This window comes from Candidatus Thorarchaeota archaeon, from assembly GCA_013388835.1.
Classification (GTDB): Archaea; Asgardarchaeota; Thorarchaeia; order Thorarchaeales; family Thorarchaeaceae; genus JACAEL01.
The window spans coordinates 113,217-135,421 of sequence record JACAEL010000026.1; the positions used below are offsets into that span (position 1 = coordinate 113,217).

Consider the following 22,205-nt stretch of genomic DNA (forward strand, 5'->3'; position numbering starts at 1 on the left):
CTGGGCTCACCTGTTCTTCGCAACGGAGAACTCCTCGATGCCGCCAACAAATGTGTTCTCCACCACGATGTCCTTTATGCAGCTCGGGCTTGTTCGCAGAATGTTGTCCGACAGCACAACGAAGTCTGCGCGCTTGCCCACTGTGATGCTACCCGCGATGCGCTCCATGAAGGAGGCGTAGGCGCCCACAACAGTGTAGCATCGCAAAGCTTCTTCCACACTCAGTCTGACCTTTGGGTTCGGGTGCGTGGCGGCGGCCCATATGCCATAGAGCGGTCCGTACGGCATACCGTCCGAACCAAAGCACACCCTTGCCCCATTGTCAAGCGCCACCCGGAACATGTTCATGCAGTCGACTCTATCATCTTCGAAGCGGTCGTAGTAGAGTCCGCCTTCAAGCTGCCACGGAACGACGAAGTTGGGCTGCATGGAGAGGATGAGTCCCAGTGCTGTGGCACGGCGAATCTGGTCCTCGCTTATCATCTCCGCATGCTCAATCCTGTGGCGCTGTGCTCTCATGAGTGACCTCTCATCGTCGCTCAGTGACTCGAATGTAGCAATGAGCATCTCAATGGCAGCATCGCCTATGGCATGGATGGCCGTCTGAAGTCCACCATGGACTGCGGTAGTGACCAGTCGCTTCAAGGCTCTGGGAGTAGTGAGAAGACGGCCCTTGTTCTTCCTGTCATCCTTGTAGGGCTCCGACACGGCCGCGGTGCGCGCGCCTATGGAACCGTCAATGAAGCTCTTGACACCACCAATTCGGACCATTGGACTGCCCATCCCAGATGTGATGCCCAGCTTGATCAGGTGCTCCATCTGCTTGTCCCTGATGTTGACGACCAGTCTTGCCGTCAACTCGTTGCTCGTCTCACATTCACGGATGAGCCGCAGTGTGCCAGGTTGAATGTTGTCAACCGCAGTGGTGATGCCATGCACATTCGCAATACGTGTGGCTGCAACAACCCCTCTTCTGACCTCATCAGCGGTGGGATAGAGGGCCTTGTGTACGTCTGCCACGTCCCGATAGACCCCGATAGGGCGCCCCTTGGCGTCCTTCAACACGCCCTCTTGGTCCGGTATCGCCATCTGCTGCATAGCTGTGGTGTTTACTGATGTCAGGTGCATGTCAACGCGGTCCACTGCTATGGGATGATCTCTTGACACAGCATCCAAGTCGGATGCAGTGATGTAGCGCTTTTCTGACCAGCGACTCTCGTCCCATCCATATCCTCGAATCCATTGGCCGGGAGCGTGCCGTGGCACAGCTTCTCTCAGGAGCGCTTGAACCTCCGCAATTGACTTTGCGTCGCTCAGTCTTACGTGGGACGCTCGTATGCCTTCGACAGTGATATGAGTATGAGCATCCACAAAGCCGGGTAGTGCGGTCTTGCCCCCAAGGTCGATGACCCGTCTGGCGGTGGGGAGAAGGTCTTCGATGTGTTCGTCCTTGCCGACAGCTAGGAACTTGAAGTTCTTGATTGCAAGGGTCGTAGCCATGGGCTGGGCTGGGTCCATGGTTATGATGTTGCCATTGAAGACCACGAGGTCTGCCTCAATCTTCATGGGCTATCACATCTCTACCCGAGAATACGAATATAGACTTAGTGAGCTTCTTGAACGAGCTGCGTACATCACTTGTCCTTGACTTTCTCCCAGTCCTTGAGAAACCTCTCGATACCAATGTCTGTCAGGGGATGGCTTATCATCTTGCTCAAGACATCCGGTGGGATTGTGACTATGTCGGCGCCGAGGAGGGCAGCCTCATGCACATGTATCGGATGTCTTACACTGGCAACAATCACCTCGGTCTCAAAGCCATAGTTGCCATAGATCTGTACGATGTCCTCTATGAGTGACATGCCCACATGGCCGACATCATCAAGCCTGCCGATGAATGGTGATACAAAGGTGGCACCTGCCTTGGCTGCCATTATCGCCTGATTTGCACTGAAACACAGTGTGACGTTCGTCTTGATGTCCTCTGAGGCAAGGACACGGACTGCCTTCAGTCCCTCCCACGTCAGGGGAATCTTGATGGCGGCATTCCCTATCCAGCTGTTGAGTTCTCTGGCCTCCTTGACCATCTCGACGGCGTTCTCAGCCACCACTTCGAGACTGATAGGTCCCTCGACGAATTCCGCTATCTCCTCGACGACCTTTCGGAAGTTGCGACCCTCTTTGGCCACAAGCGATGGGTTTGTTGTCACTCCGTCACACATGCCTCTGTCGTGGGCCTGACGGATTGCTTCAACATTAGCCGAGTCTATGAAGAACTTCAAGTATGGTCTCCTCCTTCAACTCTCCCCTGCAGCCGCCCGTAGCTCCCTCACTGCCTTCGATATGTCGCCTGTCCCAAAGACCGACGAGCCTGCAACGAAGAAGTTAGCACCTGCTTCCCTCAGGCTTCTGATGTTGTCCTTGCTGACCCCGCCATCAACCGCAATCTGGACTGATGGCTTGCTGCTGTCCAGAAGCTCTCTGAGCCGACGAATCTTTCGGATGGAGTCCGGCTGGAACTTCTGTCCTCCGAATCCCGGGCAGACTGACATCACCAACACGTAGTCAATCCTGTCGAGCAGAGGTTCCACCCACTCTGCAGGTGAGCCCGGGTTCAGCGTAATGCCCGCCTTTGCTCCGAAATCGGTTATCAGCTGCACTGTCCGATATACATCGTACGTCGCTTCCACGTGGGGGTATATCAGTTCCACCCCGGCATCCACAAACTCAGGAATGTACTTGTCGGGGTTCGTGATCATCAGATGGGCATCCAGAGGGGTCTTTGTGATTCTTCTCATCGTGCGTGCGACGATTGGCCCAAATGATATATTCGGGACGAAGTGACCATCCATCACGTCGATGTGGAAGTAGTCAGCTCCGCCTCTCTCCGCGGCCTTGATGTCGTCCTCCAGACGAGCGAAGTTGGCAGACAATATGGATGGAGCAATTATGGTCTTCATGTGTACGGTCTCCCGCTGGCATGGGGGCTTGGGGGGAGGTCGATGAGGGACCAGCCGTCGTGCCGTATATCGTTTGCTATTAGGCGACAGAGACAGCAGGCATAGCCAAACCGGTCTGGGGATTCTTCAGGAGATGTCGACGCATCAGGATAGACTGGGTGCTCCTGCGTGAGGCGGTTGATGTGTGCAGTCTTGTGTGCTAGCAATCAATCCCGTCAAGGCGATGACTCGCGGCGTCCCCTGTGCCATACAGCGAGCGGCAGACTGACATCCCGACTCTGCAACGAGCGGCGCATTGTAGACACGGGCTCATGGTGGAAACGCGTTTTGCCACAACTGGGAACAAGAAAGAGGGGTATGCAGAGGATTGTGCCCCTGCATACATATTCCTAGACTAACAGCGTAGGTCTACCAGACAGTCATGCCGACGCCGTACGCCTTGTAGTAGTGGTAGAAGTACGCGTCATGCATGGGGTTGAACTGGTATCCGAACATGTAGTCGGCTTCCACATGGAATGACTGTGCCTGGTACGCCCAGATGTAAGCGCAGTGATCCACTATGGCGTCCTGAATCAGACCATAGTACTGCAGTCGGAGGGTGGCGTTCTGCGTCTGAGCTGCAGAGTTGATCCAGCCATCGACCAAGGCGGCATTCCAACCCGGTGAACCCGTAAGACCGATTCGGAGCGGGTAGGTACCTGTGCTCTTGACGAACGGACCAACGTAGTTGTCAGGGTCTGCGTAGTCAGGAGCCCAACCCAGGAAGAAGAGCGGGAGCTGCTTGTTCCTCACCTGGTAGAGGTATGACGCCCACTCAAGCGCATTGACATTGATTGTCAGTGTCTGTGCCGGCTTGGTGGAGTCCGGGTGGTTCAGGATGGCAGTGATACCGTCCTTCATGAGGAGACAGGCTCTCTCGCGGTTGGTGTTGCCGCTGTTGTAGTATATGTCCAACGTGTAGCTCATGTTGGCAAGGATTGCGGGTAGACCCTTTGTCATGGCCTCGTTCCACTTATCAACAGCCTTCTCGATGTCGTACTCGTACATGAAGAGACTGTCGTTGTGGCCGAACATGCCTATTGGGATTGGTCCCTGTCCTTGCTGACCAAAGCCATTCAATACGTTGTCAATGTATGTTTTGTAGTTGAATGCGTAGGACAGTGACTCACGGAGCTCCTTTATCACAAACGGGCTAAGTACTGTATTGCCGGAACGGTTCAAGTACTGGTTCATGTTAAATCCGAGGAACATCACATCGTAGGTTGGTTCTTGGGCCCACAGCTTCAGGAACGGATTGGCTGACTTCAAGTTGCCGTCGCCGCTGGGACCAGTCACACCATTATAGATTTGTGTTGCGTGGCTGACAGGCCAGTAGCCGATGTCAGTCGTGTGGGACTGGAGGTTCAGAATCCTGCTGCTGACATCCTCGTTGGTCTTGATAGTGACCCTAGTGATGTTGCCTGCGTACGGGGTGACCTCTGTCTTTGCTGAAGCGGCACGCCAGTAGTTGGGGTTGACATCAAGCTGGATGTACTGGTCTGGCACCCACGCCGTGACCATGTACGGTCCGGTGCCACAGGTGTGCGAGTCGACGTAGTCGTTGTGTTCACCTATTGTGATGCCACCATGCGCCTCAACCCATGTTGGGCTCATCTGCGCACCGACTTCGTAGGTAATCGCGGCAAGGAATGCAGCGTATGGGTAGGCAAGGCGGAACCTGATGGTGTAGGTGTCAAGGACTATGATTGCACCTGTCCCTGCGTCATTAGCAGCCTTCCATGCAGTGTAGTTGCCGGCATGTTGTGGACTTCCCTCACCATACTCGTATGCGGCATCCTCAATTGCCTGTCCACCAAGGATTGGCTCGGCAAACATCCAGGCCGGTCCGAAGGTGTCGAAGAGTGCCATCACGCGCTCGAAGTTGTACTTGACACAGCTTGCATTGAAGGGTGTCCCGTCGTGGAACTTGACATTCTGGCGGAGAGTGAAGGTCCAGTTGAGGCCATCACCGGATACGGTGTATCCTGTAGCAAGCAGCGGCACTGATGGTGAGGTGTCAGCTGAATCCCAATCATACGTGTACAGGGTTTCATAGACATTGTACGAGATCCATGAGCCGAATGACTCGTAGTCAGTATGGGGATCCAGATACTCGGGGTTACCGATTGTTTCATACACGATTTCGTTCTTTGCGGTCTTTATCTCCGGTCTGACGGGTTGCATGAACAGATAGGCCACACCGACAGAACCGACGATTACTACCACAATTACTATCGCGATAATCTGGTTCTTCTCCAATTTTCTTCCTCCTTAGAGAGGCTACTCGTCCGGGGCGCAACCACGCCCGGATCCCTTGTGTAGTCCCCGCCATCTGAACAAAGTATCACTAGATGACGAGTCGTCACACATAGGCCAATGCATCCGGTTGTGGCATCTAATATAGCTTACTACTTCCGCTTAGTGGTTCTAGTTAGAGAACTGGTTGCAATGCTGCGGAGATTGGACATATGAAACGCACTCTTGCAAGACTCCTATCTTTGAGTGCGAACGGTGTTACCGTTCTAATGCGCTTCTTGGTGAAGAGCGCATCCCCGGGCGGTTGCCAGATGTCGCTAGAACGATCTCAATCTTACAACGAGCACCCACATCGGGTGAATGGTAGAAACTCATCGTAGATGTGCCGCGATACTGCTTGCCTGTGCGTACTAGACTCAGGCATCAGTGCACATGCAACATGTGTATCTGATAGTAGTTTGTATAAAGCAACCGCAGCCTCATTGTGCTTAATCCGTAGTCGTTTTAAGGTGCCCACGATGGCATCTAATGTGCTGGGAGTGTGCCCCGGCAGTCAGTTAGCCTTAAGTGTCGATTCAGTGTGGCGGGGCACAATCCACAACAGGCAGGACCGTGAGCCTGCTTCATAGTCCCCGAGGCACAAGACATGAAGTTGCGTGATTTCATAATCAGGAGGATTCTCCTCGCCATTCCAGTGATTTTTGGAGTGGTCACAATCACATGGTTCCTGGCTTACATCGTCGGTGATCCGGTTGCGATGTTCGTCACTGAGAGAACACCTGACTCTGCCGTGCCCGGAATACGGCTCAGGTACGGGCTTGATGAGCCATTGTATGTTCAGTACTTCATATACCTCCGGAACTTGCTTCAAGGTGACTGGGGTCGAAGCTACAGCGAGGCTCAAGACGCGCCCGTCTTGACCGTGATTGCACAGAAGTTCCCTGCGACCATTGAACTTGCGATGATTGCCATGGTATTCGCAGTGATTCTCGGCATCCCACTGGGAATTCTCTCTGCCACCAAGAAGGACAGACCGGTAGACCATGTGACGAGAGTGTTCTCGCTTGCTGGCGTTTCCATGCCCATCTTCTGGTTTGGGCTGATGCTCAAGTACGTGTTCTTCTACCAGTTCTGCATCAGCGGACTACCATATCTACCCGGAGACTCGCGGTTTGATCCAAATGTGTGGAGAGTTATGCTCGGGAACAATGAGGGGTATGTACCTATCACGAATTTCCTGCTGCTGGACTCCCTTCTCTATCTATCCCCGGCGTGCTTCGTTGACGCGCTCAGGCACTTGATTCTTCCCGGATTCTGTTTGGGTTACTTGACACTGGCCATAATAACAAGGATGATGCGATCCAGTATGCTTGAGGTCCTCAAGGAGGACTACATCACACTCGCCCGGTCCAAGGGGCTGAAGGAGCGGACGGTCATCTACAAGCATGCTCTGAGGAATGCTCTCATTCCTACAGTCACGGTAGTTGGTCTTGCATTCGGTGGCCTCATGTCAGGAGCTGTGCTAACCGAAACGATTTACAGCTGGCCCGGACTTGGTCGCTGGGCGACTAGGGCCATACTCCAGTCGGATCTCGCCGCCATCAACGGGTTCACTCTGCTTGTCGCTTTCATATTCGTGACAGCCAATCTACTCGTTGACCTGCTCTATGGAACACTGGACCCACGAATCAGGTTCGGATAGGAGGATGAAAAACGTGAAGAATGACCAAGGTGCGACCTCTCATGTCTCTGAATATGGGTTATGGGGAAGACTCCTTCCGATACTGCAGACTGTGTTTGTCTTGACTGTCATTGCTTGTTCACTGATTTCGCTCGTGGGGCCCATAATCAGCTTCGTAATCTCTGTACTCGGATACACCATAGGCATTCCAGCAGTCTTGACTGGTTGGCCTCTGCAAGCATTCATTCTCATAATACTTGGCTTCATTGGCTTTGGCAACGCCAAGGCCATGTCTAGCTACGAGTCTTTTGCTTACTCCTCCACACTGCAGATGAACCTGCTGAGTGCAGCTGTTCTCATTACGATCGGTCCCTTGGGCTGGACACTGGCTCCAGTGTCCGTACTTCTGGTTGTCCCCATGTTTCACAAGAACCTCAAGCCCCTCTGGTACGCAGAGTTCAGGGAGGACATGGGGCCCCGAATGAAAGAGCTGAGGTATAGCCTTCACCTGGTCCGCAAGAGCCCGCTTGTCGTCGTCGGTATTCTCATCATACTTGTGTTCGTGGGGATCGCAGTACTGGCTCCGTTCATTGCACCTTATGGCCCAGAGGAGCGAGTCTGGACGGACCCCAAGGCTCCCCCCGGTGCAGTGTCTAATTCTCCCAAGTTCTCCCAGAGATACGTCGAGCGGATAAACAACACGGCTCCGCTGTACCTGCCGAACGAGACCTACATTCAATTCACTGTGACACCTGAGGAAGTTCGACTCCTCGAAGAACTCCCGAATGTGTACATGTCTCTGTCCGTGCGTGGGACAAATGAAACATACTATGCGCAGATTTATGCTGCCGTATACGATGTTGGGCGGGCACAGCTCCTCTCCATGACCCCTGAGCAGAGAGCCCTCCATAGAATCGCCGAGAAGTACGATACCAACACACTTAGAACAACAGTCACTCTCAAAGACGATTCCCGTGACTATACCTGGCACTACTGGTTGAACGTCAGTCATCCTGCGATGCCTTGGAACCTCACAGGTGCACTGGTATTGAGATACAACCACTACTATCCGATTCACATCTGGGGTGCCGACGAGAACGGTGGTGACATCTTCAGCAGGATTGTCTGGGCCGCGCAGGTCGACCTTAGACTATCCGTGACCATAGTCGTCGTGGCCGTAGTGATAGGTGCGATGATAGGAGCCGTCGCAGGATACTACGGTGGAAAGATAGACGAGCTGATGATGAGGGTCACGGACATATTCTTCGCATTTCCAGGCCTGATACTCGCGATGGCCATTGTGATGGCACTGGGACAACGAAACCTGGAGAACATATCTTTGGCTCTAATGGTGACATGGTGGCCCGTTTATGCAAGACTTGTGCGGGGGCAAGTGCTTACGGAGCGTGAGAAGCTCTACGTTGAGGCCGCGCGGTCGGTCGGAGCCAGCGATATGAGGATTCTGCTTGTTCACATCCTTCCTAACACATTCCAGCCTCTGATAGTGCAGGCCACCCTAGACACTGGTGGAGTACTGCTGACTGCTGCAGGCCTGTCATTCATAGGTTTTGGAGCACAGGCTGGAGTCGCTGAATGGGGGTTGATGATTTCCACAGGACAGCTGTACCTCACTGAGGCTCCATGGATGTCCCTCTATCCGGGTCTTGCCATTCTCATGACTGCGCTCTCTTTCAATCTGGTAGGAGATGGAATAAGGGACATATTTGATCCCAAGCTCAGACGGAGGTAGAGAGAGATGACAATAGCACAGAGTGAACTTGCCCTGAAAGTGAAAGGACTTCGTATGAACTTCTACACGTACGAAGGTGTTGTGAAAGCGCTCGACGGAGTCGAGATACGCCTCAAACGTGGTGACACAATGGGCATCGTGGGAGAGACTGGCTGTGGCAAGTCTGTCACTGCCAAGTGTATCCTTCGTCTGATAGAGCCGCCCGGACGAATAGAGGGCGGCCAGGTCCTGATATACGACACCGACCCTCAGACCGGAAAGGTTGTGGAACGAGACATTCTGAAGCTGACAACCGAGGAGATGCTCGATATCAGGGGCAACCGCATCAGTATCGTCTTTCAGGACCCTGCCACCTACCCGAACCCGGTCTTCCGTGTAGGCGACCAGATAGCAGAGGTTGTCCTTCTGCACCAAGATCTTCGGAGAGATGCACTTCAGCTGAAGATTGACGAGCTGCGAGGAATGCTGTCTGCAGCAGAAGGCGATGCAACACAGGTTGGTGAGCACAAAGACTCATGCGAGTCAGGGGAACCCGTGAGAGCAAGGAGCCTGTCTCCAGAGAAGATGGCGAAGATACGAGAGCAGATTGCCAAATACGAGTCGATGCTTGAGAATCCTCCAAAGCCTGACAAGAAGTACGCCAAGAAGGCGGCCATGCGTCGAGCAATAGAGATGCTGCGGATGGTTAAGATGCCCTCTCCCGACAGGGTAGCAATGCAGTATCCCCACGAGCTCTCCGGAGGTATGCGCCAGAGAGCGCTAATCGCCATGGCCTTGGCGAGCAACCCCTTACTCTTGATCTGTGACGAGGCTACGACGGCACTGGATGTGACTGTCCAAGCTCAGGTCCTCAATCTGCTTAACGAACTCAAGAAAGAGATTGGCAGCTCAATCATGATAATCACGCATGACCTCGGTGTCGTGGCGGAGACGTGCAACTCGGTCACTGTGATGTATGCGGGCAACACAGTCGAGAGTGCCTCTACGAAGGAGCTGTTCGAGAATCCTGTACATCCATACACAATTGGGCTGCTCCAGGCAATACCCAAGCTCCATGAGAACAAGGAGCGGTTGGACCAGATTCTGGGCACGGTGCCCAATCTAATCAACCCTCCTTCAGGCTGCAGATTTCACCCTCGGTGTGAATATGCCACAGCAGAGTGCTCCGGGGTCAAACCGGAACTGAAGGAGGTGCGCCCCGGTCACTGGGTCGCGTGCTACCATCCTCAAGGCAGAGTCGGAGGCGAATGAGATGACAGAAGCACTTGTGAAGGTCATAGGCCTTAAGAAGTACTTCCCGCTGACTGGCGGCGTCTTCAGAAAGGTCGTAGGCAAAGTACACGCGGTTGATGATGTGAGCTTCGAAGTATACAGGGGAGAGACCCTTGGGGTTGTTGGTGAGAGTGGTTGCGGCAAGACGACACTGGGCCGAACCATCCTTCGTCTGATCAATCCCACGGCCGGACAGATCATCTTCGACGGCCAGGACATCTCACGCCTCTCAGCAAGGGCGATGAGAGAACTGCGCGGTCAGATGCAGATAGTCTTCCAAGATCCCATGGCATCACTGGACCCGCGAGTCACCATCAAGAACTCTGTTGGAGAACCTCTTGTTGTCAATGGCGTTGCGCGTGGCCCAAAGATGCGTGAAATGGTACTCTCGTTGCTCGAAAAGGTCGGTCTCACAGAGGATCACCTGAACCGGTTCCCGCACGAGTTCTCTGGCGGACAGAGACAGCGCATTTGCATTGCCAGGGCCCTCGCTCTGAACCCCAAGTTCGTGGTCATGGATGAGCCCACCTCGAGCACTGATGTTTCAGTCCAGGCGCAGACACTGAATCTAATGAAGGACCTTCAACATGAATTCAAGCTCACATACATGTTCATCTCCCACAATCTCAGTGTTGTCAAGCACATGAGCGACAGGATTGCAGTCATGTACCTTGGTAAGATAGTTGAGCTCACACCGCATGACATCTTCAGGAAGACCCTGCATCCCTACACGTTCGCTCTGGTGTCAGCAGTACCTGTGCCGGACCCGAAGTTTGCCGGGAGAGCACAGATCCTTCCGGGAGAGGTCCCCAGCCCCATCAATCCACCTGTGGGATGCAGATTCAATCCACGTTGCATATTCGCACAGGAGATATGCAGAACGCAGGAACCGGAGCTTAGAGACATGGGTGATGGGCATCTGGTCGCTTGCCATTTCGCGGGTGAGCTTGACTTTGGCAAGAGCTCCCAGATGGAGTATGCTCAGGCCGACACTGCGGCGCAAGGGTTGTGACAGCTCGCCCGGGAGAGCGCCCAGAGAAGCCTCAGTACCTCAGGAGGTCAAAGACCCCGTGAGAGAGAATGAAGACGGTGACCACACCATAGAAGAGCGTACTGATTGGGATGAGTATGTGCACATCCCGGAAAACAGGCAGGAGAGCGTGAGCCTTGAGCTGAAGGACTATGTCGCGCTGTTCATAGCAGCACTGCAGACAGTCTTCCTGCCGCTGGTCATTCTCTCCGTACTTCTCGTCGCAGCCGCTCTGGCCTTCACATTTCTCTGGTGAACCATCATGCCTATCGACTGGGAACGGTACAGGTCTGTCATGGAGCCAATGGCAGTGGCCTCTGCCATCTCTGTCTTTGACCTACTCCTAGCACTGGTTGTCTTTCTCTTCGACCCCACGAGGAACGTGTATTTCATTGCCTCAGATGCGCTCTTCCTGGAGTTCGGCGTAATGCTGGTTCTAGGGGCTTGTTTCATGTCTAGGGAACCAATCTCCGAGGCGGCCCGGCAGAAGGCGGATGGGACTCCTACGACGTCATGGCGTCTCTCACAGTTGGGCAAGAAGATACTGTATTCGACGGTCTTTGTCTTCCTCTTTGGCCTGTTGTTTGTAATTGTCGGCTATGCACTGAAATGACTACCATCGCATTCCTGACGCCATCTCTTCCTCTTCCGACCGCCCTCCACTGAAGCGAGTCCAGACTGCCCGGGGTATGATGTAGAAGGCAAGCACTATCACCAGACCAATGTACACCATGGCAAGTGCCAGACTCCAGCCTGCGAGTGTTAACGCGGGGTACAGGACGAGATACACTATCAGAGTGGAGATGCAGTGCGCTACCAGTGTTGGCACTTCTTGAGCCCAGGGCGCCAACAGGATGAACGTGATGCCAATGATGGCGGACCTTGCAGTCCACTGACGGACGGAATCCACTGCAATCTTGAAGTAGAGATAGTCATGCGCACACAAGCTCCTCCAGTCTGCTTTGCCCAAGTCCTCAAGGTACTTCTCGGAAATGCGGGGCCCGGAAGGTCCCAGTATTACCAGAAAGGTCATGGCGAAGACCGCCACTGCTCCACCAAAGAGCGCGATGGACTCTACTAACAACAACGTGAGAATGACTGCTGCACTGCTCATGACCAGTGCAATCACAAGGAAAGCGGCTAGCGTACGAGTGTTCAGAATGTCCTCAAAGAAGAGTCTCAGGTGGGTAGGTCTGTCAGAACTGATGTTCTCCATGGCCCACTTGTGAGAGTAGCACTCAGAGGGAACACCCTGCGCTGATGGGTCGAGGGATGAGACATCATAGTACTGGCGAATCCTGTCTCCGTGCTTCTCCAGTTGTACTAGTCCTCGTCCTCTGATTGCCGTTCGCACCAAGACTAGTACACCGCTGACAATGAACGCAACACCGAGGTCCAACTCTCAGCATCTCCAGCTCTACAGTGAATACCTCTCCCGTACCAGTCCTTCCAGTACGATGAGCCACATGCATCCAAGCAGTTCTCTTGAGGAGTCACCGCCTGTCTGCGCAGGCAATCCCAGAAGCAACACGACGTCCCCTCTGAGGGCGTTCTCAGCGTACTGCCCAGTCTTGAGTCTGAAGAGGCTTCCGTCTCCACTGATAGAAAGCCCCAGATCATGAAACGTCCTTGGACTATCACAGTACCTGTAGTCGAAGTCACGACTGAGGTCCGGCAGAATCTGGGTGTCTGGTCCAGATACTCGTATCCGAAGCCTGAACTGGCGCAAGACATAGTGAGCGACCAAGTCCTTCCGACCAGTTCCAGCCGGTATCAGAATGGGCCTGCCCTCCGGCCTCTCGACCAGACGCGCCTCGACAAGACCGGAGAAGTCACCACATTCACCTGTGAACACAACCTCATCATGGCGGTCGATGTCTACAGCGAGATCCCCTATGACTTCTCTCTTCACTCCCTCAGGGTTGTCCTTGGTCTCGGCGCCAGGTTCCCAGTGAAACCACGGGACGGTCAGCATCGGGAGCATCTTGTCCGGGTATGACCGCTTCCGCTCCATGATCTTCTGCGTGGCTGGATTCGTCACAAACAGAGCAAGTGAGAGAGGACGAACGCTTCTCAGATGTTCCTTGAGGAACTGAACCGCAGCTCCTCTGTCCGGGCACAGCGACCTTGTCGCTTCCACAAGCTGAGCAATGGTCAGCTGAACCTGTCCTGCGGTGTCTATCTCCTGTTGCTGCGAGTAGTTCAGGGCGAAGCTGACTCCAAGTCGCTCTGACACAGCGTCAAGAGATCTGGAATCCAATCTGACTCGGGCTGCCACACTCGAATCGTCTGTGAGTCTAGCATAATCCTTCCGGTCTGCGCCACCCAATGGATATCTTGAATACCGCTACGAGTCTGGCAATCCCGAGCCGATTTGACAGACGAAGCCAGTCACACACGCAGCAGCCATATCGACAGATGGCTGAGAGTCTTTAACGGAGGCCAGAGGAACAGTGGCGACACTCAGCCATTGATTCAACAGGACTTGGTGCGACTCGTAAGAGACCGTGTTGTGGACTTCGACGCGCTTCATCTCTCAACCAGAAGACGGACCCCCGTTGCTGCTTGCAGACTGAGCGTTTCACCCGTTCGAGGGTCGATGGCTCTTGCAGACCTAGCATACCTTCCCGGGGAGCGCGAATCCGCGGAGTCGTTGATGGAAGTCGGTCTTGCAAAGGCGAGGGAACAAGGTCTCTCAGAACTGGTGATGTGGGTCAGCGAGAAGGCAACAGCAATCGCTGACATGACTGCGTGCTTCTGCTTTGAAGCGAGAAAAATACGGGCTAGGTATGTCAGAACACTGGCCGCCGAAGGAGAACCACCGACAGGTGAGCAGTCGTGCCGCACGGAGCCTGCAACAGGCCCTGGCCGCCTCTCTCAACTCCTTCTTGGGGGCGTCCCCAGTCTTACAGACCTCGTCTCTGAGTGGAAGAGCCCGTTCACAGTCGCTGTCAAGGACACAGATGTCTCCGTGAGCGTCTACGAGTCCGAGGACTCTAGGAGAGAGTGCTGGATTCACTTTCATAGCAAGAATCCGACAGACTGCAGAATGAGCATCTCCGTATCCACCCTCGAAGCCGTATTGGCTCTGCTGTACAGAAGAGGGGTCCGAAATGTCAACACCGAGGTGTGTCTTGATCATCACTTGAATGACTCACTCTCGCAAGCGGGATTCGAGCTCGTTACAACATACTATGAGATGGTGATGTCGTTACAACAGGCCGAGGACTAGACGCTACAGAATTACTCACACTTCGTCTGTCGGTATGCTCGTGGCTGTCGAGCTTGAGGTAGTGTTCTACATCTTCACATCGTCTCACATGGCATACCAGTCGAATGAGCCAGTCCACACGGTGTTATGAAGAGACTCGACAGAAGCTCGGCGCCTGTTGGCATCCAGCAAGACGATGAAAGACTAAAATCCTCGTTGTTAGCATGCGCGGGCGTGATGAACACTATATGTTATCCCGCTCTGCGATCGTGCTGATGTTATTGCTTGAACTCATCTGCGGTCTGCAGGTCTATCAGCGGCTTTACCAGGTCTTCTTGGTGGATGGGGGAGTGATATTTGGAGATGTTACTTGCCACTACTTCCCGGCAGGCATGGCCATCATCAACGGGCATTCTCCATATGATAGTCCATTCATTACTCATCCGCCGCTGATGTTGCTGTTGTTCGCGGCTGCCGTGTATGTACATCCAGCCCCGTACTCGATTGGCATCCTCATCATGTGCACATACTTCCTATTGCCTCCGCTGGCTCTTGTGACTGCATTGCAGCGTCTTAGCGAGCGCCTATCGGTTCTGACTGCGTGGGTTGTCACGCTCAATCCACTGACTACTCATGGATTCGTTGTGCTCATCGACGATGACGTGATTATCATGCTCGGGCTGCTGGTAGTCGTATGCCTCTATCCTCGTCACCGTGTTGCATCCTCATTGGCTGCTGCCATCTTTGGGGGAATGAAGTTCGTTCCCCTTCTGGCTGGTGTGTTCTTGGTCATGTTGGACAAGAATACCTGCCTGGCGTGTCGTCTTCGTCTTCTGTGCCTTCAGGCTGTGGTCTTCTCATGTATCATGGTGTTGGGCACCGCGCTCTGGGGGTCGGTGACTCTGACTCGCTTGCTTCACTACACTTCCTACGTGAAGATTGACTATCCCGCCATGAACCCCTACTACGTCCTCTTCGTCTTCTGCCATGTACCTGAGTACCTGCTTAGACTAGCGTCGGGCGTCGCAGCGGCCGTTCTAGTCAGCGCCTACTTCCTCTTCCGGAGGAGATCTCAAGGCGAGGGTCCGGATTGGACTGTGCTGGACGCAACTGTCGCCTGTGTAGTGGTGCTCTTGGGCAACGTTGAGACGAGCTACATGTACTACTCTTGGTTGATACCACTTGCCTCACTAGTCGCGCTTGGTGCTCTGGCCCAGAAGCGTATCGTGACTTCCCTCTGCCTGCTAATTGAGTGCGTGGTATTTGGCTATCTTGCCTCCGAGTGGGCCTACTACACATGGGCCTACGGGGAATCCTTCTTGGTATGGGCATACGTGGCGTCATGTATTGCCCCGTTCGTCCTTCTGTGCGTCCTGGCAGTCGCTTGTACATCAAGAACGCAGCAGGATGCGGGCTCAGTTACCTTCAAGAGGACTATGCAGTGGGAAGGAGTCGTTGGAGTGCGATGAATGACGAGGTCATCCTGCGCGTCAGGAATCTGAGAGCGTTCTACACATCTTCTAAGGGTCTGGTCCGGGCTGTAGACAATGTCAGCTTCGATCTGAGAGAGGGCGAGTGCATCGGCATACTGGGGGAGTCAGGATGTGGTAAGAGTTCCATGGCACTCGCGATAATGGGTCTTTTCGAGAGAGTCGCTCGCTATTCTGCAGGTACCTCGAATGTCCCTGGTCTACGTCAGGAGTTTGATAGAGGTCTTACTGCAGCGGGAGAGAGTCGGCCGGGTGTTCAAGGGAAGGTGTTCTTCAGGGACTTGGAACTGACCGCCCTTCCGGAGGAGGAGTTCGTAAAGATCCGGGGGCGGCAGATCTCATTGATTCCCCAAGGTCTCCAGCATGCGCTCAATCCTCAGTACAGCATCGGCTATCAGACTGGGGAGCCTGTTGAGGTCCACGAAGAGAACATTCGTCTGATACAGCTGAAGCGTCGTGTACTGGAGTACCTCGGACTGGTCAGCATCGCAGACGCAGGCACAAGGTTCGTCCTTGACCCGAGTTCTTTCTCTGGTGGCGAGGCGCAACGGATTCTCATTGCAATGGCCCTGATAGCCGGGCCCCATGTGGTCATAGCTGACGAGCCCACGTCTGCACTGGACGTCACCATACAACGTCAGATCATGAACGTCATGGCGATGATTCGTGATGAGTTCAGTGTTAGCCTGATACTGATAAGCCATGACGCTGGTGTGATTGCTGAGCTTGCTGACCGCGTCGCTTGCATGTACGCAGGCAGGATCATGGAGATTGGAACCGCAGAGCAGATGTTCCTGAGACCTTCACATCCTTACACTATGGGTCTGATGAGTTCGTTCCCCACCATTGCAATGATGAGAATGAAGGCAGGCGGGAAGAGACCCGTCCTACGAGGGATTCGGGGCGACCCGCCAGACCTCACGAACGTGCCGAGCGGATGTCCCTTCCATCCCCGCTGCGACTACGCCATTGACCGATGCAGGACCGAAGTCCCGGAGTTCAGAGAGGTGGAGAAGGACCATTGCATAATGTGTCATAGGTATGGAGAACTCACCACCTGACCTGCAATCACGACCTGTCCTATCGCCACACAGTTCAGCGTTGTCCAACCGCGCGTTGCCAGCGACCTTCCGACAACAGGACGATACTGAATCGGTAGTGCCTCCTGCCGTTGGGCTAAGTTGCGTAGGCGACACCGAGGACTCACGCTCAGCCTGATGTTGCGGTGGACCTGACTGCTGAAGAGGCGACTAGAACTCGGGCAGTCGCTCGTATAGGTGGCAGGCAACCCAATGGCCCGGTTCGACCTCTCTGTACTCTGGCACTTCCTGACGACAGACCTCATCGCAGTACTCGCACCTGGGGTGAAAGACGCATCCCTTAGGGGGGTTGGTCAGGTCTGGGGGCGAACCCGGGATGCCTCGTATTCTGAGCCCCTTCTGACGTATCCGCCACATCATCTCCATGGAGGGATTGCTCATGACGAAAGCCCTGGTGAATGGATGACCGGGTGACTTCAGGACGCGCACGGTGCGGCCGAACTCCACAATCTTTCCCGTTGTCATCACTGCAACGCGGTCAGTGACGGCAGCTTGGAGTCCTTGGTCGTTGCTTATCATGAGAAAGGCAAGGCCGACCTTCTTCCGAATGAGGTCAATGGCGTCCATCACACGTTGTTGAACACCTGGATCGAGTCCTGTTGTTGGTTCGTCTGCAATCATCAGAGAGGGTCTGGTAATGAGAGCCATGGCTATCATCACACGTTGGTCCTCTCCAACGCTGAAGTCACTTGGCTTGAGGTCCTTTCTCAGGTCCACCTCCGCCAGGTCCACAAGGTCTAGGACCTCCAAGACCCTCCGAAAGACCTCACGCTCAATCAGTATGTTGTCCTCATCGTGGACCCAGAGAGACTCGGCAGTCTGGATGTTGATGGTGGTGTAGGGGTTCATTGACTTCTTTGTTCCCTGCGGTACGTATGTGATCTCGTTTCCCCTTATCTTGCGATAGTCCTCCTCGCTCAGAGCAAGCAGGTCTTTTCCCTTGAACCATATGTGACCCTCGACACCAGGGAGTGTCACTCCGAGATCGGTTGATGACAGACCCTTCCGTCTTGCCTCGTCCCTCATCTCCCAGAGTCGCTTGTTGTGCTCGTCTCCCGACGATGAGGCGTAGTACCTCGAGACTTGGTCGAAGATGCCCATTATGGCCAATGCCACAGATGTCTTGCCCGCACCAGACTCTCCGAACAGCCCGACTGACTCACCCTCGCGAATGTCAAACGACACATCATCGACTGCCCTTACAAGTCCCTTCTTGGATGTATAGTACGCTCTGAGGTGTTCAACTCGAAGAACGGTCTCATCGTCTGCACCAGACATGCTCCGCTGCTTGGACGTCGAGTAAGAAATATGCTGTGGCTGGCGCATCGCAGGGATTGTGCTGTGGACTTGACTGAACACGAACTGCTGGAGCTCCCTCGGTGTAGTAGTCTTTCGGCGAGGCAATCCATGCGCCCGTCAGGTCGAGACTGTGTTGAACGGACCACTACCTTAATACTACCGCCACACGGCGAAAGACGGGCAAGGCACAGTCCATGTCTGATTCTTCCGCTCGACTGCTCCCAGTCTACGTACCATACCTGCTCCAGTCAATGGCGCAGGCCATAAGCTGGCAGTTCGTTACGTACTTCGTCAAGCACGACCTCGGCGTCGAGTCCTTCCTGCTTCTCACCGTAGTGTGGGCGGTTCCTGCGCTGGTCACAACGGTTGCCGTGAACGTGTGGGGGGCGGTTTCCGACCGGATTGGGAGGAAGAAACCATTCATGCTGGTCGGTTTCATCGGATATGCTTCCACATTCCTGTTGTACTCTCAGGTCACGGACGCTGTCCAGTATCTTGTCGTCGCCTGCTTCGGAGCGCTGATGGGCTCTGCCTCAGTGCCGGTCGGTCAAGCATACGTGACGACAGGGACAGAAAAGCGGGGTGAACGCCTTGGGTACTTGCTTGTCGTGCAGTCCGCCGGATGGTCCGTCGGAGCATTGTCCAGTGGTGTCTTGTATGACGTGGTCGGAATGCGCGTCCTCTACGTTGTGGCTGCCTCTCTGGCCATCGTAGCCACGGTGAGCTGTGGGCTGTTCGTCATGGACATGCGTATCCATGTGACCTCGACGGAAGAGCGTGTCAGGTTCTCAGTAGTGATGAGACGGCCGGGGATGGCCAGACTGACTCTTGCGGCCTCTCTCAGCGCTATCGGGAACAATGCCATTGCCTGCATGCTGATGATCATGGTTGTCGATGAGCTGGGCGGCACAGAGGGCATGGTTGGCCTTGCCAATGCGCTGGCGACTCTGCTTGCCGTCGTGTTTACAGGTTTCGTTGGTAAGCTCACCGACCGCAAAGGCCCTGTCAAGGTGCTCGTGATAGCTTACTCATCGTATGTCTGCTTCGCCACGGCATTTGCACTTGCGACGGACCCGTGGGTGGTCACTGCGCTCTATGCATTGCCAATCTACCCGTTGGCGTCCACCGCCGCATTCGCCTATGCAGCAAGGGTCTCGAAGGAGTCTGAGCGGAGTACATCAATGGGACTAGTCAATGGAGCGCAGAACGCAGGGGCGGCACTGGGGCCCATTATCGGTGGTTTGTCTGCAGAGTTCGTCTTCCTTCGTGTGCAGCCAATCTCGTGGCTGAACATGCTGTTCAACCTGCTTGCACTCCTCTTCGCTCTCTCTCTGTTGAGAGTCTGGGCCGGTCTTCACGCGCAGGACAGGGCCACTGACACGCACTCCGTCAGGAGCCCCATCGAGAAGGTGTCAGGCCTAGTCGAGGGGAATGTCTCGTCCGTTGATGAACACACGGACGGGCTTTGAGTAGAAGTCAAACGGGTCCCCGGACCAGAGGACTATGTCCGCATCCTTTCCAGGCTGAAGAGAACCAACTCTGTCTTGAAGTCCGAGAATCTCCGCCGGGTTGATCGTCACACACCTCAGTGCCTCTTCATAGCTGAGCCCGTGTTTGATTGCATACATGGGCAAGAGCTGGAAGTGAAGCATCGGAGTGAGCGAGTCGGTCTGCAGTGCTACCTTGACGCCTGCACGCACCAGCTTGACCGCGGTCTCAAAAGAACGTTCTCTGGTCTCGGGCTTGCTGACCCAGTACATTGTTGGACCTACAACTGCTGGAAAGCCTGACTTCGCTATGAAGTCCGCAATCTTGTGCCCCTCTGTGCAGTGGATGAGTACCAGTCGCAGGTGGAACTCATTGGCAACACGAATCACTGTGGCAATGTCGTCTGCACGATGTGCGTGCGCATGAAGCGGTATCTCCCTCTTGAGGACCTTGGCGATGGTCTCCAGGCCCAGATTCCGCTTCGGTGGATTTGGCGGGGTCTCGCCCTTCTCTCTCGCCTCTCTCGCCCTGTCCCCGTACAGTGTCCACTCGTTCAGATAGTCCTGGCCTTCGGTGAGAGTCCTCCTGAGCAGAGCTGCGACTCCCATCCGGGTTGAAGGTGTGCGCTTCTCGGTGCCATGCACCCTCTTGGGGTTCTCGCCCAGCGCGACCTTCAGCGCAGAGGGAGCAAGGACGAGCATCTCATCGACGACGCCACTCGGTATGGGCTTGATCACGAACGACTGGCCGCCAATTACATTGCCTGACCCGGGTCCAGTGTTGATGCACGTCACCCCTCCCCGGACCACTTCCTTTAGCGACGGTTCGAACGGGTAGAAGGAGTCGATGCCTCGCATGTCCGGCGTGATGGGGGTGGTCATCTCATTCCCGTCCTCTCCCGCCCAGCCGATAGAGCCATCGAACAGTCCCTGGTGTGTGTGGGCGTCAATGAATCCCGGAGCGACGAACATCCCCTTCCCGTCAATCACTTCGGCTTCTGGTGGCGGCTTGGTACTCTCCCCGACCGCAACAATGCGTTCGTCGAATACTATGGTGCCTCCCGTGATTCTGCCTCTTACAGGGCAGACGACTGTCGCATTGACAATGGCTTTAATTCCTCTGTCTCCCTGTGACCAGGGTCTGCCCTAGGAGAAAAGGATTGCGCACAGCATACCGAATCGCTTGAATTGGCTGCACATGCCGTCCTAGACTGAGCTGAATGGGAGCGCAGTGTCATCACCACGTGGTCCGACGCTCCGGCTGTTGTCACTGTCATCGACTACATTTTCTTGGCAATGATGGAGACCAAGTCTGCAAGTCTCTGCGAGTAACCTGCTTCGTTGTCGTACCAAGCCATGACCTTTGCCATGTTGCCAACCACGAAGGTAGAGAGCGAATCGTAGATGCAAGAGTGAGTATTGCCTATGAAGTCCGAGGAGACGAGTTCCTCGTCAATGTACTGCACAATTCCCTTCATCTTTCCGTCGGCAGCCCTCTTGAAGGCGTCGTTAACGCTCTGCACCGTGACCTCCTTCTCGAGGTCCACCACTAGGTCCACAAGGGACACGTCCATTACCGGAACGCGGATAGCAAGTCCGTCCAGTTTGCCCTTCGCCTTCGGATAGACAAGACCTATCGCCTTTGCTGCTCCCGTCGTCGTGGGCACGATGTTCCAGCATGCAGCCCTAGCTCTCCTCAGGTCACTGTGCTGCATGTCAAGTATCCGCTGGTCGTTGGTGACAGCGTGTATCGTGGTCATGAGACCGCGCTGGATACCGAATGCCTAATCCATTATCTTGACCATAGGAGCCAAGCAGTTTGTCGTGCAAGAGGCGTTGGAGATCATGTGATGCTCTGCAGGTCGGTAGTCGGCATCATTGACACCAATGACGACCGTAAACATCTCCCCCTTTGCAGGAGCGCTGAGAACCACCTTCTTTGCCCCAGCAGTGAGGTGCTTCTTGCAGTCCTCGGCCCCACGAAAGACCCCCGTCGACTCCACCACTATGTCAACGCCCAAGTCCTTCCACGGCAGCTTTGTGGCATCGCGTTCCATCAGTGCCTTGATCTTCCTTCCGTCAACGACAATCTCCCCGGCACCATGAGTCACCGAGCCGTTGAATGTGCCCATCACCGTGTCATACTTGAAGAGGTGGGCCAGTGTCTTTGCATCAGCAAGGTCGTTGAGTGCAACGACCTCGTACTCCTTCTTTCCAAGCGCAGATCGAAGGAAAAGACGGCCTATTCGACCGAACCCGTTGATTGCCACTCTAACAGTCATTTGTCACTCCACCGAGGCCTCAAGAGACCTGAGGGAGTCGCCGTCAGCTCGGCTATATATCTTCCGAAATCCCGACTCCCTTAGACAGCCGAACGACTCCAGACGATAGTGCAGTGTTGGCGATTGGTGAGGTGACTTGCGACTCTCAGTCCGAGGAAGTGACTAGATAGGGCAGTGGTTCGCCAAACTGATGCTCAGGACAGAACGAGCCCATGACGGGTGAGTGAGAGTGGCGACAATCAATGTGGGCGAACAGACGGACCCGGTCACTGTCTGGCACGCCCGCAGGCTGCCAGGGGGGATTCGTCATGGTGCCCTTGGTGGTCGATGCACATTTGTGAACTGTTA

Annotated in this window: 18 protein-coding genes and 1 pseudogene; 10 read left to right on the plus strand and 9 right to left on the minus strand. The window is 54.6% G+C overall.

What is annotated here, in order from left to right; translation table 11 throughout:
* Positions 1 to 6 precede the first annotated feature (6 nt).
* The 4 genes from HXY34_05460 to HXY34_05475 all read right to left on the minus strand — a co-directional run bounded on the left by HXY34_05460 (position 7) and on the right by HXY34_05475 (position 5,258).
* Positions 7 to 1,566 carry an amidohydrolase gene (locus tag HXY34_05460; GenBank protein NWF95568.1) on the minus strand — a complete coding sequence of 520 codons (1,560 nt, stop codon included), beginning with the start codon at positions 1,564 to 1,566 and terminating at the stop codon, positions 7 to 9.
* 68 nt (positions 1,567 to 1,634) lie between these two features.
* Entirely contained in the window at positions 1,635 to 2,282 is a 648-nt protein-coding gene (gene fsa, locus HXY34_05465; GenBank protein NWF95569.1) for a fructose-6-phosphate aldolase, read from the minus strand.
* Positions 2,283 to 2,297: 15 nt separating this feature from the next.
* Complete coding sequence (locus tag HXY34_05470; GenBank protein ID NWF95570.1) at positions 2,298 to 2,960, minus strand: ribulose-phosphate 3-epimerase; 663 nt, start codon at positions 2,958 to 2,960, stop codon at positions 2,298 to 2,300.
* Between the two features lie 408 nt (positions 2,961 to 3,368).
* Positions 3,369 to 5,258 (minus strand): ABC transporter substrate-binding protein, encoded by a 1,890-nt coding sequence (locus tag HXY34_05475; protein ID NWF95571.1) that lies wholly within the window; start codon positions 5,256 to 5,258, stop codon positions 3,369 to 3,371.
* Positions 5,259 to 5,901: 643 nt separating this feature from the next.
* On the opposite strand from HXY34_05475, the gene HXY34_05480 reads away from it, so the two are divergent.
* Genes HXY34_05480 through HXY34_05505 form a run of 6 tightly spaced genes read left to right on the plus strand, consistent with a single transcriptional unit; the run spans position 5,902 to position 11,601 of the window.
* The gene (locus HXY34_05480; GenBank protein NWF95572.1) at positions 5,902 to 6,957 is read left to right on the plus strand and encodes an ABC transporter permease; all 1,056 of its coding nucleotides are present in this window, start codon (positions 5,902 to 5,904) and stop codon (positions 6,955 to 6,957) included.
* 4 nt (positions 6,958 to 6,961) lie between these two features.
* Positions 6,962 to 8,686: an ABC transporter permease gene (locus HXY34_05485; GenBank protein NWF95573.1), complete on the plus strand. Its 1,725-nt coding sequence runs from the start codon at positions 6,962 to 6,964 to the stop codon at positions 8,684 to 8,686.
* A gap of 6 nt (positions 8,687 to 8,692) precedes the next feature.
* Positions 8,693 to 9,937, plus strand: coding sequence for an ABC transporter ATP-binding protein (locus HXY34_05490; protein ID NWF95574.1), 1,245 nt, complete (start codon positions 8,693 to 8,695; stop codon positions 9,935 to 9,937).
* Between the two features lies 1 nt (position 9,938).
* Positions 9,939 to 10,970, plus strand: coding sequence for an ABC transporter ATP-binding protein (locus HXY34_05495; GenBank protein NWF95575.1), 1,032 nt, complete (start codon positions 9,939 to 9,941; stop codon positions 10,968 to 10,970).
* A gap of 58 nt (positions 10,971 to 11,028) precedes the next feature.
* Complete coding sequence (locus HXY34_05500; GenBank protein NWF95576.1) at positions 11,029 to 11,244, plus strand: hypothetical protein; 216 nt, start codon at positions 11,029 to 11,031, stop codon at positions 11,242 to 11,244.
* A 6-nt stretch (positions 11,245 to 11,250) separates the two neighbouring features.
* On the plus strand, positions 11,251 to 11,601 hold the full coding sequence (locus tag HXY34_05505) for a hypothetical protein (protein ID NWF95577.1): 351 nt from the start codon (positions 11,251 to 11,253) through the stop codon (positions 11,599 to 11,601).
* Here the strand turns inward: HXY34_05505 and HXY34_05510 are convergent, their stop codons facing one another.
* Positions 11,602 to 12,387, minus strand: a complete 786-nt coding sequence (locus HXY34_05510; GenBank protein NWF95578.1) for a hypothetical protein — start codon at positions 12,385 to 12,387, stop codon at positions 11,602 to 11,604. It lies immediately after the preceding gene.
* A gap of 18 nt (positions 12,388 to 12,405) precedes the next feature.
* On the minus strand, positions 12,406 to 13,248 hold the full coding sequence (locus HXY34_05515; GenBank protein ID NWF95579.1) for a hypothetical protein: 843 nt from the start codon (positions 13,246 to 13,248) through the stop codon (positions 12,406 to 12,408).
* 114 nt (positions 13,249 to 13,362) lie between these two features.
* Between HXY34_05515 and HXY34_05520 the strand changes: the two genes are divergently transcribed.
* The 3 genes from HXY34_05520 (at position 13,363) to HXY34_05530 (ending at position 16,750) form a co-directional block, all read left to right on the plus strand.
* Complete coding sequence (locus tag HXY34_05520; GenBank protein ID NWF95580.1) at positions 13,363 to 14,220, plus strand: hypothetical protein; 858 nt, start codon at positions 13,363 to 13,365, stop codon at positions 14,218 to 14,220.
* Between the two features lie 260 nt (positions 14,221 to 14,480).
* Positions 14,481 to 15,668 (plus strand): hypothetical protein, encoded by a 1,188-nt coding sequence (locus tag HXY34_05525; GenBank protein ID NWF95581.1) that lies wholly within the window; start codon positions 14,481 to 14,483, stop codon positions 15,666 to 15,668.
* Positions 15,665 to 16,750, plus strand: a complete 1,086-nt coding sequence (locus tag HXY34_05530; protein ID NWF95582.1) for an ABC transporter ATP-binding protein — start codon at positions 15,665 to 15,667, stop codon at positions 16,748 to 16,750. Before HXY34_05525 ends, HXY34_05530 begins: the two co-directional genes overlap by 4 nt.
* A gap of 189 nt (positions 16,751 to 16,939) precedes the next feature.
* Here HXY34_05530 and HXY34_05535 read toward each other — a convergent pair whose 3' ends face one another.
* Positions 16,940 to 18,067, minus strand: a complete 1,128-nt coding sequence (locus HXY34_05535) for an ABC transporter ATP-binding protein (protein NWF95583.1) — start codon at positions 18,065 to 18,067, stop codon at positions 16,940 to 16,942.
* A gap of 215 nt (positions 18,068 to 18,282) precedes the next feature.
* Between HXY34_05535 and HXY34_05540 the strand changes: the two genes are divergently transcribed.
* Entirely contained in the window at positions 18,283 to 19,557 is a 1,275-nt protein-coding gene (locus tag HXY34_05540; protein ID NWF95584.1) for an MFS transporter, read from the plus strand.
* Here the strand turns inward: HXY34_05540 and HXY34_05545 are convergent.
* A complete protein-coding gene (locus tag HXY34_05545; GenBank protein ID NWF95585.1) occupies positions 19,507 to 20,547 on the minus strand; it encodes an amidohydrolase in 1,041 nt (346 codons plus the stop codon). The genes HXY34_05540 and HXY34_05545 overlap by 51 nt on opposite strands.
* A 308-nt stretch (positions 20,548 to 20,855) precedes the next feature.
* Positions 20,856 to 21,857 (minus strand): annotated as a pseudogene (gap, locus tag HXY34_05550) (type I glyceraldehyde-3-phosphate dehydrogenase).
* Positions 21,858 to 22,205: the final 348 nt, after the last annotated feature.

What these genes read in the sequence shown, in the direction of transcription:
- HXY34_05490 (NWF95574.1), top strand. Translation starts at nt 8,693, where the DNA reads ATGACAATAGCACAGAGTGAACTTGCCCTGAAAGTGAAAGGACTTCGT.
- HXY34_05530 (NWF95582.1), top strand. Translation starts at nt 15,665, where the DNA reads ATGAATGACGAGGTCATCCTGCGCGTCAGGAATCTGAGAGCGTTCTAC.
- HXY34_05470 (NWF95570.1), bottom strand. Translation starts at nt 2,960, where the DNA reads ATGAAGACCATAATTGCTCCATCCATATTGTCTGCCAACTTCGCTCGT.
- HXY34_05540 (NWF95584.1), top strand. Translation starts at nt 18,283, where the DNA reads ATGTCTGATTCTTCCGCTCGACTGCTCCCAGTCTACGTACCATACCTG.
- HXY34_05505 (NWF95577.1), top strand. Translation starts at nt 11,251, where the DNA reads ATGCCTATCGACTGGGAACGGTACAGGTCTGTCATGGAGCCAATGGCA.
- HXY34_05495 (NWF95575.1), top strand. Translation starts at nt 9,939, where the DNA reads ATGACAGAAGCACTTGTGAAGGTCATAGGCCTTAAGAAGTACTTCCCG.
- HXY34_05535 (NWF95583.1), bottom strand. Translation starts at nt 18,067, where the DNA reads ATGTCTGGTGCAGACGATGAGACCGTTCTTCGAGTTGAACACCTCAGA.
- HXY34_05485 (NWF95573.1), top strand. Translation starts at nt 6,962, where the DNA reads ATGAAAAACGTGAAGAATGACCAAGGTGCGACCTCTCATGTCTCTGAA.
- HXY34_05545 (NWF95585.1), bottom strand. Translation starts at nt 20,547, where the DNA reads ATGTTCGTCGCTCCGGGATTCATTGACGCCCACACACACCAGGGACTG.
- HXY34_05460 (NWF95568.1), bottom strand. Translation starts at nt 1,566, where the DNA reads ATGAAGATTGAGGCAGACCTCGTGGTCTTCAATGGCAACATCATAACC.
- HXY34_05480 (NWF95572.1), top strand. Translation starts at nt 5,902, where the DNA reads ATGAAGTTGCGTGATTTCATAATCAGGAGGATTCTCCTCGCCATTCCA.